13 protein-coding genes are annotated in these 14,911 nt (G+C 62.4%); 8 read left to right on the top strand and 5 right to left on the bottom strand.

Annotated elements, in window-relative coordinates:
• Positions 1–65 precede the first annotated feature (65 nt).
• The 3 genes from NO360_RS01535 to NO360_RS01545 all read left to right on the top strand — a co-directional run bounded on the left by NO360_RS01535 (position 66) and on the right by NO360_RS01545 (position 3,932).
• On the top strand, positions 66–1,451 hold the full coding sequence (locus tag NO360_RS01535) for an NAD(P)/FAD-dependent oxidoreductase (RefSeq protein ID WP_256305612.1): 1,386 nt from the start codon (positions 66–68) through the stop codon (positions 1,449–1,451).
• A gap of 902 nt (positions 1,452–2,353) precedes the next feature.
• Positions 2,354–3,472, top strand: a complete 1,119-nt coding sequence (locus NO360_RS01540; protein WP_256307068.1) for an MFS transporter — start codon at positions 2,354–2,356, stop codon at positions 3,470–3,472.
• Positions 3,473–3,542: 70 nt separating this feature from the next.
• Positions 3,543–3,932 (top strand): CopG family ribbon-helix-helix protein, encoded by a 390-nt coding sequence (locus NO360_RS01545; protein WP_256305613.1) that lies wholly within the window; start codon positions 3,543–3,545, stop codon positions 3,930–3,932.
• A 29-nt stretch (positions 3,933–3,961) separates the two neighbouring features.
• Here NO360_RS01545 and NO360_RS01550 read toward each other — a convergent pair whose 3' ends face one another.
• Together NO360_RS01550 and NO360_RS01555 are read right to left on the bottom strand one after the other, a co-directional pair.
• Entirely contained in the window at positions 3,962–4,345 is a 384-nt protein-coding gene (locus NO360_RS01550; RefSeq protein ID WP_256305614.1) for a DUF7475 family protein, read from the bottom strand.
• Between the two features lie 438 nt (positions 4,346–4,783).
• On the bottom strand, positions 4,784–5,974 hold the full coding sequence (locus tag NO360_RS01555) for a COG1361 S-layer family protein (RefSeq protein WP_256305615.1): 1,191 nt from the start codon (positions 5,972–5,974) through the stop codon (positions 4,784–4,786).
• Between the two features lie 550 nt (positions 5,975–6,524).
• Here NO360_RS01555 and NO360_RS01560 point away from each other — a divergent pair.
• The 5 genes from NO360_RS01560 to NO360_RS01580 all read left to right on the top strand — a co-directional run bounded on the left by NO360_RS01560 (position 6,525) and on the right by NO360_RS01580 (position 11,066).
• The gene (locus NO360_RS01560) at positions 6,525–7,055 is read left to right on the top strand and encodes a methyltransferase domain-containing protein (protein ID WP_256305616.1); all 531 of its coding nucleotides are present in this window, start codon (positions 6,525–6,527) and stop codon (positions 7,053–7,055) included.
• A gap of 348 nt (positions 7,056–7,403) precedes the next feature.
• Complete coding sequence (locus NO360_RS01565) at positions 7,404–7,856, top strand: OsmC family protein (RefSeq protein ID WP_256305617.1); 453 nt, start codon at positions 7,404–7,406, stop codon at positions 7,854–7,856.
• Positions 7,857–8,206: 350 nt separating this feature from the next.
• Positions 8,207–9,289, top strand: a complete 1,083-nt coding sequence (locus NO360_RS01570) for a metal ABC transporter substrate-binding protein (protein WP_256305618.1) — start codon at positions 8,207–8,209, stop codon at positions 9,287–9,289.
• A complete protein-coding gene (locus tag NO360_RS01575; RefSeq protein WP_256305619.1) occupies positions 9,286–10,062 on the top strand; it encodes a metal ABC transporter ATP-binding protein in 777 nt (258 codons plus the stop codon). The genes NO360_RS01570 and NO360_RS01575 overlap by 4 nt, the downstream gene beginning before the upstream one ends.
• Positions 10,059–11,066: a metal ABC transporter permease gene (locus NO360_RS01580; RefSeq protein ID WP_256305620.1), complete on the top strand. Its 1,008-nt coding sequence runs from the start codon at positions 10,059–10,061 to the stop codon at positions 11,064–11,066. The genes NO360_RS01575 and NO360_RS01580 overlap by 4 nt, the downstream gene beginning before the upstream one ends.
• Positions 11,067–11,238: 172 nt before the next feature.
• Here NO360_RS01580 and ppk1 read toward each other — a convergent pair whose 3' ends face one another.
• The 3 genes from ppk1 to NO360_RS01595 form a co-directional block, all read right to left on the bottom strand.
• Positions 11,239–13,785: a polyphosphate kinase 1 gene (gene ppk1, locus NO360_RS01585; protein ID WP_256305621.1), complete on the bottom strand. Its 2,547-nt coding sequence runs from the start codon at positions 13,783–13,785 to the stop codon at positions 11,239–11,241.
• Entirely contained in the window at positions 13,775–14,494 is a 720-nt protein-coding gene (locus tag NO360_RS01590; protein WP_256305622.1) for a metallophosphoesterase family protein, read from the bottom strand. The genes ppk1 and NO360_RS01590 overlap by 11 nt, the downstream gene beginning before the upstream one ends.
• Before the next feature lie 110 nt (positions 14,495–14,604).
• Entirely contained in the window at positions 14,605–14,895 is a 291-nt protein-coding gene (locus tag NO360_RS01595) for a DUF7999 family protein (protein ID WP_256305623.1), read from the bottom strand.
• Positions 14,896–14,911: the final 16 nt, after the last annotated feature.

Genomic DNA, 14,911 nt, shown 5'->3' on the forward strand with positions numbered 1-14,911 from the left:
CCTGCGGGTGTCGACGTCGATCCACAGGCGACAGTATAATACCGGGTCGGGGTCGCTGTAGCCATATGGAGCGATTCGACGTAGCCATCGTCGGCGGCGGCCCCGCGGGGTCGTCCGCCGGACACGCCGCCGCGTCGGCCGGCGCGTCGGCGGTCGTCCTCGAAAAGGGCGTCCCGCGGGCTGATCGGCCGGATCGACTGGGCCCGGATTCGACGGACGCCGCGGGAATCCTCGACTACTGGGTGGACATTATGGGGATCCACCCCGACGAGATGCCCGAGGACGTCGTGCTCGGCGAGTTGGACAGGGCGGAGTTCATCGGCCCGACGGAGTCGCTAACGATGCGCTCGACGGGCATCGAATCGTCGTACGACGAGTTCGGCTTCTGTATGCAGCGGGCTCGCTTCGACGACTTCCTGCGCGACCGGGCCGAAGAGGCGGGGGCGGCCTACCGCGTCGGCACGTCGGTCCGCGGCGTCGAGACGGACCTGGCGGCGACGGACGGACCGCGGCATCGACTCGAACTCGCGGACGGCGAAACCGTCGGTACCGACTTCCTGATCCTGGCGGACGGTCCGCAACGGCAGGTCACGTCCGGCGTCCTCGACGACTACCTCCCCTTCGACGTCACCGAACGCCTCTCGACGCGGGAGACGAACCACATCGCCTACCAGGAACACCGTCGCCTGCCCGAGGAGGTCTTCGAGGAGGTCGCCGGCGCGATCAAGTTCTGGTGGGGACATATGCCCGGTCACACCGCCTATCCGTGGATCTTCCCGAACGACGACAACGTGGCCCGGATCGGGCTGACGATGCCCATCGGGATGGACATCGACGACGTCGAGAACCGGGACGCATACCCGCTTCTCCGCCCCGACGACGAACGGATCCCGCAGGGGAAGGAGTACATTCGACGGCTGCTGGAGATGGAGTACGGCGACGAGTACGACATCGAGGCGGACTTCCCGCTGGTCGAGGAGCGCGGGAAGTCCGGCGGGACCGAGACGTACGCCATCTCGTCGACGCGGCCGATCGATTCCCCCACCGCCGCGGGCATCGCCGTCGTGGGCGGCGCGATGGGCGCGACGTCGGCGTTCCACGAGGGCGGCGACCACACGGCCGTTCGGACGGGCGCGATCGCGGGCGAACTGGCCGCGTCCGGTGACCTCTCGCCGTACAACGACCGCTGGAAGGACGCCATCGGCGACGAGGTGCTCAGAAACGTCGCGATGGCGGACGTCGTCCACGACTACGACCCCGACGACTGGGACTGGGCGTTCTCGACCGCCCGGAAACTGATGGAGAACAGCGACGGGTACGGCCTGTTCGACACGAGCAACGTCCGGGCGGGCTTCGGTGCCGCCCGCCTCGTCACCAGTTACAAGCGCACGAAGTTCTCGTTCCGAAACGGCAAGTACGTACAATTCACCGAATCCGAGTACACGCTGTAGTCGCTCTCGGTGGCGAGTCGGAACGGCCTTGGGCGTCGGTCTCGTTAGTCCGACTGCGCACCCTTAGTCCCCGCCCGAGTTCTCCCGTCACGGGAGCGATGAATCGGCGGCGAACCCGGGTGTGCGACATCCGCGGACTGTCCGCGCCCGAAAGACGGACCGCCCGACACGAGGGTTTCCCGGCCGACGCGGCACGCAGCCAGGGATGAGGCCGGCCGTTAGTGTTCCGGGCGTACATCGACCTTTTACGCTGCGCGAGCGACTGCGTCGCTCGCTCGGTAAAAGCTCGACCAAAAGCACTCCTCGCTCCAGCGCGCCTTTCGGCGCTTAGTCGCTCGTCGGCCTCGCGCTCACGTCCGTTCGCGCGAGTGAATCGGCGACCTACCGGGTCCTTCGGACCACTCGGTCGCCGAACGCTCGTTGATTCTACTTCCACCAAGCCTACTAGTAGATGTTCGCCCGTTAGTGTTCCGGGCGTATATTTCGAATATACTATTAGAATTATCTGCAAATAATACAGATTACTTCAGCCAGAGTCTATCGTCGAATGAGATTTACCCGTAGTAGCCGCTCTTTCTCGCCGTATCGTGGAAACTGCCGATGACGACCAGCTTGGAATGAAGTCTGCCGGGAGTACTCTATGCCAGTAGACCTATCGCCAGGATATCCACATTGCGGTACTTCAGAAGGCCGACCAACTGTCGCTTACTCCGAACTCTGCCCACTTGCTGTAGTCTTATTACGAAATCACGATTGAATCATAACACAACAATCATTTCTGCGCGGTATCCATTCTCAGTATGGCTGTTCGATTCTGGCGTTCTTCTGATCTACCACCGGCGAGCGTGCTGAAGTATTATTTCTACAAATCGACCAAAGCCGTCGAGTTTTATCGCCCAATTATGTATCTCTTTTTTCTCGCACAGGGACTCAATTTCACGCAAATCGCCGTCCTCGAAGCGATATACAATCTGACGACGCTGCTTGGTGAGATTCCGACGGGCTACATCGGTGACCGTGTGGGCCGGCGCAACAGCCTCCTGACCGGAACGGTACTCATTTCGCTCACACTGCTTGGCATCGGACTTTCCAGTTCGTTCTGGGCGCTCGCAGGGCTGTACGTCTGCTGGTCGATGGGCTACAACTTCCGGTCGGGAAGCGAGGATGCCTGGTTGTACGATACGCTCACTGACGACCTCTCCGAAGACCAGTTTGCGCACGTCCGGGGACGCGGCGAATCCGTCGCCCTGGCAATCGGCGCTGGGGCAGCAATAATCGGGGGCTATCTTGGCAGCATTGACCTGTCGTATCCGTGGTTCGTCGCTTCGGGAGTGACAGCAATCGGCGTGTTCGTTCTCCTGACGATAGACGAGCCCGCGACCTACGAACGAACCGACACCACGGCGTTGAGCTTTCGTCGCACACTCTCGATTATTCGGCGAACGATCTCAGAGCGCAACATACGGGCGTTCGTGCTGTATTACTACGTCCTCTACGCAGCAGTGACATACCTCGTTTTCGTGTTTCTTCAACCGATCTTCGAGACAATCGTCATCGACTTCGGTGTCTCTCAGTCACAGGTGAGATCACTGCTCGGGTGGTTCTACGCGGCCTACAGTCTCTTTGGCGCCGGTCTAAGCTACTATACCGGAGCGATTCGTGACCGTCTGGGACTTCGGACGTGGTTTCTGTGGCTGCCCTTCGTCGTCGGCGGTGCATTGGTGGGAATGTATTTTGTTCCGGTGCTCGCGCTTCCGACGTTCCTGCTGATCCGCGGGCTCTCCGACGTGACACGGTCGTTTGCTGGCCAGTATATCAACGACCACATCAAGACGATGGGACGTGCGACCGTACTCAGTGCCATGGCGATGGTTAGCGGACTCGCTGTCGTTCCGTTCCAGCTTGGGAGTGGTGTCATCTCCGACGTCGTCTCCCCATTGTTCGCGCTTGCTGTGGCCGGTGTCGTCCTCATTGTCAGCTCGACCGGCATCTTACTCTGGGAGGCACCCATCGAGCGATAACTACCATTGCTGTCAACTCTCAGAGAAACCATACTTGGAACTCTTGTACGAGCACCCCGAACAGCACTCAATGCGAACGAGTTTCAATATCCCGGATGCGGTCGTCGAAGAGTTCGATCAGGTCTGGCAAGATGAGGGACTAGAGAATAGATCACGAGCGGTTCGTGAGGCGATGCAAGAGTATATCGAGTCGCATTCCCGACTCGAAGACCTCAGCGAGGACGTTATCGCCCTCGTCGCTTTCGACTACCGCCATCACGAGGTAATCGAGGAACTCCACAGTGTCCAACACGACTATCAGGACGTGATTCTCAACACGAGTCACACGCACCAAGGAGAGTGGTGTCTTGAGTCCTTGTTCTGTCAAGGAACCGGTGAACGCGTTCGGGAATTAACCTACCGCCTTCGTGACTTCGACGGCGTAAACCGAGTCAAAATTATGGTGATTCGAGATAACTGAGCGCGGGATATGCCCGTGAATTCGCTCGTTCAGTCTGCTTCCGTTGCCGTGTTTCCGACCGATTCGGACGGCGTGTTCAAATAGAGATAGATCAACACGAGAATCAAGACGACTTGAACTGCCTTGTCAACGTAGTCGATCATTCCGTATTCTGACTTGGCCGCGATCCAGAGGGGGAATTGCACGGCAGTATACGGACTCCCAACGAGGTAGAGCAGGCGACGCCGGTAGCTAAGCAAAAACAGCACAAGAGCACCGGCGTAGCCAACGCCTGCAAGTGCCACTGGTGCCCGCCCTTCGACGATACCAGCATATATATGGAGGGCGCCAGTGACGACGACTAACGCGATTGCAATCCACTGGATTTGAGTGATCGACCCGAGCTGGCTTGCCGATTTGTTTTGTGCGTTCATCACAATACTACTTCGTTGGCGCTTTTAGATAAGGACTGTTATTATCCAACTCCGGACTCCATCATATGTCGCTTGATAACTCAATTCGCACATGTGTGGTGAGCGGCTGGTTCAGCAGTTTCGACGTGAAACAAACAGAGCTGTAATGCTGACTATACGCTCTATATTCAGCACGCCTTTCGTGTCATCTGCTGGTGATGTTCAGCAGAGCCCCTCGCATTATGTCGTTTTCACTTTCGCCAGGCCTACTAGTAGAAACTCGCCCGGTAGTGTTCCGGGCGCACACCTCGAAATTCCCCGAAGCGATGGCTATCTGACCTCTCAGGTGTCACGAAGTCGCTGGAATAGAACCCAGATGTACTCACGCATCGCTAAGCACAGCAATTACGACACTGCTGCTCCGCGACGAAGAAGTGTGCCAGCCGGTCGACTAGTACACTACGGATACAGTTGTGTTCGTAGACCAAGGAGTGCCGCTACGAGAACCGATAGTACCCCGACGCCGACACCGAATCCGGGAGTGCTGCCGGAACTGGACGCCTGTCGAAGGACGAGGGTGACCTCCGATCCACTCCGCGAGCGGTTCTCGACGGTGTAGGTGTCGCTGATTTCGAGCGTGGGACGACCCGCAATCTCGATCTGGGTTGTGTTTCCGACTTTGAGCCGTCCGTCCGCGGTGGTCTCACCGCGGCGGGTCACCCCATCGCTCCCGACGTTGACCGCGATATCGCTGACCGGGGCGCCGGAGGTGTTGACCACGGTAACGGTTATGGGATTCGCATTAGGAACGGTAACGCGTCCGATAGAGCGGTTTTCTGGCACGGTGACGTTCTCGAGACCCGCTGCGTCTGGGACGCCGTCGCGGGGACTGCCAGTCTGGACGACGCCAAGCACGTAGGTGTTGCTCGGGAGGTCGGGTTCCTCTCGCCAAGACGTGAACGCGAACCCGCCGGTCGCGTTCAGCGGCTCCCGCGTGTAGTTCCCGTCGGGACCGACGAGCACCGCCGACGCGTTCGTTACAGGAGTGCCGTCGTCGCGGACAAGACGGCCAATGACGGCCGGCCGGAGAACAGTCAGGTTGAGCCTATACGTCTTCGAAAGGTGTGTGCTCCCTTCTTGGTCGTACCTGAAGTCCATCTCGAGGGGGTGAGAAGTCTCCGGGGCGGCAGACGCTGACGCGTTGACGGTGAAAGTCAGATTCCGTGTCTCCTCAGGGGCCAACGAATCGAGACGGGCCGTGTCGTTGCTGGCGCTGAACGGATCATCGATGAACAGTTTGGCAGCCACGTTCCGGGCCGGCTCGTTGCCGTGGTTCGTCACGCTAATCGTGACATCTCGCTCGGCTCCTTGCGTGATCGCCCCTCCCTCGATAATCGAGACGGAGAAACGGTCGCGATTCGATTGCTGTACCGTATCAGACGCATTCGTCAGTGCCGGGATCGTTCCGCCTCCCTCAATAGCGATGCCGCTCTCGGCGGCTGCTCCGGTCGCCCCACTACCTGCTCCGATTCCGGTGAGCGAACTCAGAACGACGAGCAAAGCGACCCCGAGTGCGCGACGCCGCGTCGTCATTATCTCCGAACCCTCTCGCCTTTCACCACGTGATGACGGACAGAGGATAGAATCCATTGCTCGGTGGTCAAGAGTAAACCTGTTATTAGTTGCGAAAGATGTTATCTCACCCATTTTCAGGGGCCTGTTTGATGCGGTTGATTGGCTGCTCGTGAAGCGAACCTTCGAGTAATCGCACAGGGTTGCAGCAGGCGAGAGAATTCTCTCCGAAAGGAGAGATGTCGACTCGGCATAGACTTCTGCGAAATGCCGGGGCCGTTCCTCTCGGCCGACATTTCCAACCGAACCTACCACTCGACTCGACGGATCGACCGCCTCAGACGCAGATCAGCTTAACGGCTACTTCACCGCCACTGATACCGGATTTTAGTCCCACCGAGCCTACTAGTAGAGCGTCGCTCGGTAGTGTTCCGGGCGACGCAGTACTTCGTACACAGGGTCGTGTCTACTGGCACCGAGAGGTGAGTGCGTTACTGGGTTGGTGACATTTGACTCGCGACCGCCTCCGCTTCGACGGGCGCGTCGATCGTAATCTCTTGTTTGATGGTCGGCATCTCACCGCCTCTAGAGGCGCCGCGAGAATATAACGATTAAGTATGATGATAACGTGACGGTTGGGCCGATCGACCGATTAGAGCCGGTCGAGGCGGCACTGTCGACTGAGACTGGGACGGGTATCGATATGCCCACAGAGCAGGTCGAGAAGGCCAACGGCCTCGCAGCGGACAAGGGCTTCCACAACCTCACGTTCCGCGAAGGCTATATCGAGGATCTCCCGTTCGGTGACGCCTCCTTCGATGCGGTCATCTCGAACGGCGTAATCAATCTCTCCGCCGAGAAGGGGCAGGTCTTCGAGGAGGCCGAGCGGGTACTCAAACCGGGCGGACGGCTGCCCCTCTGTGACATCGTCAGCGAAAAGCAGCTGCCGGCGAGCATCAAGACCGACGCGGACCTCTGGGCCGCCTGTATCGGCGGTGCCGAACAGGTCGACAGCTACGTGTCGCACGTCGAAAGCGCTGGCTTCGATCTCGTGGACATCGACGAAAACACCGAATACGAGTTCACCTCCGAACGAGCGGCCAACGCGTGTCAGAAGTACGGAATCAAAAGTATCACTCTGAGTGCCGCCAAGCGGTAGTCCTCACTACTGGACAGCAATTTTTGCTGTCTCAGTTTTGCGGACGATTCTCAGTGAACCGTTTCGATTCGCCACGTACTCCGGCGATCGGCCACAGCGTGGCTCCGACCGCGATCGTTGCAGACGGGCGTCGGCGATCGACGCGGACCACAGCCACACGAGCGCGTCGCTGTCACCACCGACAATAGTTGCCACTACGTACGACCCGCTGTAGCGGAACTCATCGACGGAAGACGTAGCGTCGGTGGGGCTCTCGCGCGTGAAAACGAGGAGCCCGAGTGTCACGAGTGGCGGAGTATCTGCCCACTGTCGGTCGCTTGATGGAGTGGCGTCCCGTTCTACGATTCGATGAGCGAAGCAGATCACACCGAACGGTTCGCGGTATCGGCTGCAAGCGAGAGCGAGACGAAGACGGTGGTCGAAGCGCGCGACTTCGAATTCGTCGTCGACGAACCCGCCCAGTTGGGCGGGACAAACGACGGCCCCAATCCCGTCGAATACCTCATCGGCGCGTGGGCCGGCTGTCTCAACGTCGTGGTGCACACCGTCGCCGAAGAGCACGGGATCGACCTCGACGACGTCGAAATCGAAATCGCGGGCGACCTCGATCCGCGGAGGTTCCTCGGTGTCACCGAGGAGGGCAGGGCCGGCTACCAGGCTATCGACGTGCGTATCACCGTCGAGTCTGACGCCGACCCGGAGCGCCTCGACGCGGTCGCCGACGAGGTAGAAGCGCGCTGTCCCGTGGGTGACAACATCGAGAACCCGACGCCGACGGACGTGACCATCGACAGGGCCTGATCGATCGAGGAGCGCGAAGCTGTCCCGGGCGGGCGGGATCCCGGTGGCGTGGTCACGGAAGGAGCGTACCTGAGCTATACGATCCCTTGAGCGTCGGGTGCGAGTCTTTTCGATGCACGCTCGGCGTGTGTCGGATCACTCGGTTCCCGGCACCAGGGTAGCCGTCTTTTTGAAGTGATTCGTTGTCCCCCCTGTGACGGCCGCTATCGCTGGGTAGCAGTCAGTGCGGGGGACCCAGTGGCGTTGTGGATCGAGTAGGATCCGGACCGCGCCCCAGTTATTAGATTAGTCTAAATCTAGATTTAGAATAGTAGTATTATTATGTTTGCATCGACTATCATCGGACGACAATGGCCGATCAGACTCGAACGAGGAGGCCGACGCTCTCTCGGAGGGACGCGCTTCTCGCCGGATCAGGACTCGTTTCGACCGGGCTCGCCGGCTGTCTCGGCGGCGCAGCCAGTCGATCCGGCTCGAATCCGACGCGATCCGCAGACGGGACCGACGACGGCCCCGTCGCGGTCGCGTCGTTCTTCAGCTTCTACGATTTCGCCCGAAAAGTCGCGGACGGCACGCCCGTCACGGTGCGCAATCTGGTCCCGACTGGGCTCCACGGTCACGGGTGGGAACCGAACGCGGGAATCACCAGGGACATCATCGAAGCCGACGCGTTCATCCACGTCGGGCAGGACTTCCAGCCGTGGGCCGACAGAGCGATTCAGACGCTCAGAGACGATAACGTCGAGACGCAACTCATCAACGTCCGCGAGGGCGTCGAGTTGGTCGATCTCGCTGCCAGTCTGGACCCCGAGGAGGAGGGCGTCGGCGACGGCCGGGGGAAGGACCCCCACTTCTGGCTCGATCCCGACCGCGCGAAGCAGTCGGTCGACAACATCACCGAGGGCTTCGTCGAACTCGCGCCGGACCACGAGTCGGTGTTCCGGGAGAACGCCGCGACCTACAAAAGCGAGGTGCTCGACCGGATCGATCGGGAGTATCGGTCCATCTTCGAGGCCGCCGACCGCGACGTCGTCCAGTTGGCGGCGCACAACGCGTTCCAGTACCTCGGCGTGAAGTACGGCATCGAGATGCGGCCGCTGGTCGTGAACCTCGCTGCCAGCGGCGACGTCAAGCCCTCCGACATCACCGAGGCGAAGCGCGTCATCGACGAGAACGAGATCAGATACATCGGTGCCGCCGTCTTCGAGACGCGGAAGCCGGCCCGCCAGCTCCTCGCAGAGACGGCCGTCGAGGCGTACTTCCCGGTGACTCCCTACGCCGGCGTCCGGACGGACTGGGTCGAAATGGGATGGGGATACGAGGAGATCGCGTACAACATCAATATGCCGACCTTCGAGGTCGTCCTCGGGAACAAACGGCCCGATGAGGCCGGCTACGACGGCTGGAGCGACGAGTGGAGGAACTTCGAATGAGTCCCACGAGCGGGGATCGAGCGAGAACTCCGGACGACGAACCCATCATCGAACTAACCGGCGTCGACTTCGGATACACCGCGACCCCGGTCGTCGAGGACATCTCGCTCCGAGTCGACGCCGGCGAGTACGTCGCCATCGTCGGGCCGAACGGATCCGGCAAGTCGACGCTGATGAAGCTTATGCTGGGCCTGCTGCGCCCCGACGACGGCGCAGCCCGACTGTTCGGGGAGCCGTCTCACGAGTTCGACGACGGCTCTCGTCTCGGCTACGTCGCCCAGCACGCCAGCGCTTCCAAAGAGATGCCGATTACCGTCCGCGAGGTCGTGAAGATGGGACGGTTCCCGCACGTCGGCTTCGGTCGGCTCTCGGGCCGGGACTGGGAGATTGTCGATCGAGCGCTCGAGACAGTCGGGATGAGCGCGTTCGCGAACCGTCGGGTGACACACCTCTCCGGCGGCCAGCGCCAGCGCGCCTTCATCGCGCGAGCGCTCGCGAGCGAGGCCGACTTGCTCGTCCTCGACGAACCGACCGTCGGGGTCGACGTCGAGTCGGTCGGGGCGTTCTACGACCTGCTCGAATCACTCAATCGGGACGGCATCACGATCCTCCTCATCGAGCACGACCTGAGCGCCGTCACCGACCACGCCGAGCGGGTCGTCTGTCTCAACCGCGAGATCTACTTCGACGGGTCGACCGAGGCGTTCGTGGAGAGCGACGCCCTCGGCCGCGCGTTCGGAACGGCGGCGACGCTGGTAGGTGATGGCGTATGAGTGGTTCTCTCACCGTCGTGGTGCAGACGGGTGCCGTGGATGCCGTCTTGGCACCACTCTACTGGTTCCTCTCGTACTGGTCGGATGTTATGTTCTGGCTCGCCAGGGGGACCGGCCTCGAACTCCTGGAGTACCAGTTCATGCACCGGGCCATTCTGGTCGGGCTCTGCATCGGGGTGATGGCCCCCCTCATCGGGACGTTCCTCGTCCATCGACAGCTCGCGCTCATCGGCGACGCGCTGGCCCACACCGCGTTCGCCGGGGTCGCCGTCGGGTTGTTCGTCAACGCCGTGTTCGACCTCGGCGTCTCGCCGTACCTGACGGCGGTCGTGGTTGCGATGATCGCGGCCTTGCTCATCGAACTCATCTCGGAGGTGACCGACGCCTACAACGACGTCTCGATGGCGATCGTCCTCTCGACGGGGTTCGCACTCGGCACGGTGCTCATCAGCGTCAACGCCGGGGGGCTCGCCGTCGGTGTCAACCAGTACCTGTTCGGGAACCTCGCGACCGTCTCCGCGGAGAACGCGGTGCTGCTCCTCGTTCTCTTCGGGGTGATCGTCGCGACGGTCGCGCTCACGCGGAATCAGTTGCTTTACGTGACGTTCGACGAGACCGCCGCGGCGGTCTCCGGCATCCGGGTCTCGTGGTACAATCGCGTGATGGTGATGCTGACGGCACTCGTCGTCGTCGGCGCGATGCAGATTATGGGGGTCATTCTCGTCGCCGCGATGCTCGTCGTGCCCGTGGCCGGCGCGGCGCAGGTCTCCCGGAGTTTCACCGAATCGCTGTTGGTCTCGGTGGTCCTGGCCGAACTCTCCGTCCTCCTCGGCATCGGATTCGCCTATTACGGCGAGGCGACGGCGGGGGGCGTCATCGTCCTCGTCGCGGTCGCCGTCTACGTCCTGACCGTCGCGGTCGGAAAGGTGCAGTCGCGGGGGAGCGACGGCGCAGCGGACGTCGGGAGCATCGACCCCGCCGCCGACGAATCGTCCGCAGACTGATCTCGACTCTCGGACGGCGCGATTTCGACCCGAGTGTATCGAACTCGACTCGACTGAAATCGTCGAATCGGCCTGCAAGAAAGGCAGACGCTGTGGCCGGGGAAGAACTGTGTCGTTCGTCCCGGTTCGACACCCCGTCGAGCGCGAACCTGCGTCCGTTACGGGAACGCGGCTATTCGTAGAGGCGTTCGAGCGCCGCGACCGCCCCGGACTTCGTCTTCAGGTATCGGCGGCCGCCCTCCGGGGTCCGAACCGCGTACTCGTAGGTGTCGCTGTCCGGGCGGTACCAGTACCGATCGAACCGATCGAGCGGGTCGGCCGAGTGGGAACCGTCGGCTGCGACGTCGCCGTCGGAAGCGACGTCGCCGTCGGCAGCGACGTCGTCCGGATCCGTCGCGTCGGCGGCTTCCGCGGGGCACCCGACTCTCGCGGGGTCGCCGGCTTCCGCCCCGTCCTCGGATGCTTCGACCGCGTCGCCGACGCCTACGAAAATCTCGCTGTCGAAATCGTAGTTCGCGCCCGGAGCGGACCGGGCCCCGTCGGTCCGTGCGGCCTTCCGCGCCTCGTCCATCAGGACGGCCTGGGCTTCGATGACCGGTTCCCCGTCGGTGGGGTGTCGCTGCTGGTAACTGCCGTCCGGATTCATCACCCAGCGCTTCCGGTTGTCGGCGAGCAGGAGGTCCAGGTTGAACTTCAGCCGCCGCCGGACGGCGGGATCCTCGACCGGCGTCACCGCCTCGACGCGGTGGTCGAGATTCCGCGTCATCCAGTCGGCGCTGCCGATGTAGTACTCGGGGTGACCGCCCTCCGACGGGTCGTCGAAGTCGGCGGAGCGCGCCGCTCGCGCCCCGTTCTCGAAGTAGAAGATCCGAGAGTGTTCGAGAAAACGCCCCACGACGGAGTGGACCGAGACGTTCTCGCTGACGCCGTCGAGTCCCGGCCGGATCCGACAGATGTCCCTGACGATCAGGTCGACGTCGACGCCCGCCATCGACGCCCGGTACAGCTCCTGAACGAGTTCCGGATCCTCCAGCCCGTTCACCTTGACAACGATTGTGGCCGGGCGGCCCGCCCGTGCGTGCCGCGCCTCCCGTCGGATATTCCGGGTGAGTTCGCGGCGCATCGTCACCGGTGCGACGAGCAGTTTTCGGAACTGTTCGTCGAGTTCCGGCCCGGTGAACGAGTTGAACAGCGTGACAAGGTCCTGGCCGACGTCCCGGTCGGCAGTCAGCAGTCCGAGGTCGACGTACCCCTTCGCCGTCTCGGAGTGGTAGTTGCCCGTCCCGACGTGTGAGTAGAGGTTCACTCCCGACCCCTCCTCGCGGACGACCAGCGCCGTTTTCGTGTGGGTCTTCAGCCCGAGCGTTCCGTACGCGACGTGGATACCGTTCTCTTCCAGCCGATGGACCCACTCGAGGTTGTTCTGCTCGTCGAAGCGCGCCTTCAGTTCGACCATCACCGCGACCTGTTTGCCGTTCTCGGCCGCCTCGATCAGCGACTGAATCACCTGCGAGTCGCTCGCGGTCCGATAGATGGCGGCCTTGACCGCGAGGACGTCCGGATCGTTCGCCGCCTCGCTGAGGAACCGCTGGACGGTGTCGTCGAAGTCGTGATACGGATGGTGGAGCAGGATGTCGCCCTCCCGGATGGCGTCGAAGATGTCCCCACCGCCGTCCGGACCGTCGCCGTCGAGTCCCGACGACCGGAGGCTTCGCAGGCGCGGATGCGGTTGCGGCGTCCACGGCGACAGTTTCAGCTCCGGCCGATCGAGTTCCGTGAGCGAGGCGAACTCGCGGTAATCCAGCGGCCCTTCGAGCTCGTAGACCTCGCGGCCGTCGAGTTCGAGTTCCGTCTGCAGCGTCTCGCGGATGTGCGGGTGTGCCGCCGACTCGATCTCCATCCGGACGACGCTGGCGAACCGCCGCTGTTCGAGGACCTCCTCGATCATCTCGATGAGGTCCTCGGCGACTTCCTCGTTCCGGCGGACCTCGGCGTTGCGCGTGAGCCTGAACAGCGCCGTGTCCACGATGTCGACGTTCGGCAGGAGGAGGTCCAGGTTCTGTCTGATGATCTCCTCGACGAGGACGTAGCGCGAACTGTCGCCGACCCGCACCAACCGCGGCCGGTTCGGCGGGATTTTGATCCGCGTGAAAGTCAACTCGTCCCCGTCAGTGCGCGTCAGGACCGCCAGCGACAGCGAGCGGTTCGAGATGAACGGGAACGGGTGGGCGGGATCGAACGCCAACGGCGTCAGCGTCGGTAGCACCGACTCCTCGAAGTACTCGCGCATCTCTCGGCTTTCTTTCGGCGCGAGGGCGTCGTACTCCAGGATCTCGATCCCCGCCTCCTCGAGGGCCGGGCGCAGCACCTCGTCGTAGCAGGCGGCCTGTCGCTCCAGCATCGGTTCGAGTTCCCCGTGAATCTCCCGCCACTGCTCGCGGGGCGTCCGCCCGTCGGCCGTCGTCTCCGTCACCCCCGCCTGGATCTGCTGTCTGAGCCCGCCGACGCGCTTCATCACGAACTCGTCGATGTTCCGCGTGAAGATCGCCAGGAACCGGACCCGTTCGAGTAACGGGTTCCGGTCGTCGAGCGCCTCGTGGAGAACGCGGCGCTGGAACGCCAGTTCGCTGAGCTCTCTGTTGAGATACAGGTCGGTATCGGTCAGGTCCACGCCCTCCGGTTCGTCCGGGGGGATGTCCGGTTCGCCGTCAGACGGCATCGCTGGTGATCGGATCGGCCAGTCGGGGATCGACGATGCTGTCGGCGTCCCGCGAGACGTGCGTCTCGCGCGGCTCTACCGCGATCAGTTCGTCCGCCCGGTAGTCGTAGGCAGTGAGCCGCCCGCCGTAGACGCATCCCGTGTCGAGCCCCACGGCGTGATCCGCGACGAACGGCTCCGAGAGGACCGTGTGACCGAAGAACACGCGAGGTCCCTCCCGCCTCGTCTCGAACCAGTAAGGGCGATCGTAGCCGCCGTCGGGAGCGAGCGAGCGGGTGTTCAGGACGTCGGTCAGGCCGTGGTCTTCGACGGGCTCTCGGTGGTCGATCCCGCCGTGTACCACGAGGGCGTCGTCCCACGAGAGCGCGACCGGCAGCGATTCGAGGTACGCGTAGTCCGCCGCCGACAGCGAGTCGAGCGTCTTCCGCCCGTCGATGAGTTTCTGCTCGTTGTTCCCGCGAACGCTCAAGAGGTTCGAGCGCTCGGCGACCAGTTCGACGACGCCCTCGCTGTCGGGTCCCTTGCGGACGAGGTCGCCGACGAAGACGACGAGGTCGTCGTCGGACGGATCGATCCGCTCTAAGAGTCGTTCCAGTGCGTTCAGACAACCGTGTACGTCACCGACGACGTAGATCTCGTCCCACTGCGTGCTGTCGATGCGTCGGTGCAAGCCCTCGAGTTCCGAACCGAATGTTGGTGTCGTTGCCATAGCTCCGAGTGGATTCCCGTACTACGTGTGCCCCGGGTACCGGACACGTCTCTTTATATTTGAATTATATATCCCTATAGACGCCACCGGAGCAACTGAGCCGCCGTTCCTCAGGGACTGGATCGGGAAGCACGACCCGGGACCTCGTCGCCCGCCCGCGCCGGGTCGCCGTCGTGCACGGCCGTCACGCGCCAGACGTTGGAACGCACCCCGATGCGAGACATCGCAAGCGGAATAGTCGTTCCCGGGGGGAGCGCCGCGAGCGTCCGACGGAGTTCCGCGGAGACGTACTCGGCGAGGTGACGGGTCTCGTTCGTGTCGCACACCTCGACGGTTACGGCACCGTGATCGTTCATCGGGCGGCGGACGACGACGCGCGTCTGTGAATACGACGGGGGCATACACCTCGCTACGCGG

This window comes from Halobellus litoreus (assembly GCF_024464595.1).
GTDB lineage: Archaea > Halobacteriota > Halobacteria > Halobacteriales > Haloferacaceae > Haloquadratum > Haloquadratum litoreum.

Excerpts from the sequence above, each read along its gene's own strand:
- NO360_RS01535 (WP_256305612.1), top strand. The coding sequence starts at position 66 with ATGGAGCGATTCGACGTAGCCATCGTCGGCGGCGGCCCCGCGGGGTCG.
- NO360_RS01540 (WP_256307068.1), top strand. The coding sequence starts at position 2,354 with ATGTATCTCTTTTTTCTCGCACAGGGACTCAATTTCACGCAAATCGCC.
- NO360_RS01545 (WP_256305613.1), top strand. The coding sequence starts at position 3,543 with ATGCGAACGAGTTTCAATATCCCGGATGCGGTCGTCGAAGAGTTCGAT.
- NO360_RS01550 (WP_256305614.1), bottom strand. The coding sequence starts at position 4,345 with ATGAACGCACAAAACAAATCGGCAAGCCAGCTCGGGTCGATCACTCAA.
- NO360_RS01555 (WP_256305615.1), bottom strand. The coding sequence starts at position 5,974 with ATGGATTCTATCCTCTGTCCGTCATCACGTGGTGAAAGGCGAGAGGGT.
- NO360_RS01565 (WP_256305617.1), top strand. The coding sequence starts at position 7,404 with ATGAGCGAAGCAGATCACACCGAACGGTTCGCGGTATCGGCTGCAAGC.
- NO360_RS01570 (WP_256305618.1), top strand. The coding sequence starts at position 8,207 with ATGGCCGATCAGACTCGAACGAGGAGGCCGACGCTCTCTCGGAGGGAC.
- NO360_RS01575 (WP_256305619.1), top strand. The coding sequence starts at position 9,286 with ATGAGTCCCACGAGCGGGGATCGAGCGAGAACTCCGGACGACGAACCC.
- NO360_RS01580 (WP_256305620.1), top strand. The coding sequence starts at position 10,059 with ATGAGTGGTTCTCTCACCGTCGTGGTGCAGACGGGTGCCGTGGATGCC.
- ppk1 (WP_256305621.1), bottom strand. The coding sequence starts at position 13,785 with ATGCCGTCTGACGGCGAACCGGACATCCCCCCGGACGAACCGGAGGGC.
- NO360_RS01590 (WP_256305622.1), bottom strand. The coding sequence starts at position 14,494 with ATGGCAACGACACCAACATTCGGTTCGGAACTCGAGGGCTTGCACCGA.
- NO360_RS01595 (WP_256305623.1), bottom strand. The coding sequence starts at position 14,895 with ATGCCCCCGTCGTATTCACAGACGCGCGTCGTCGTCCGCCGCCCGATG.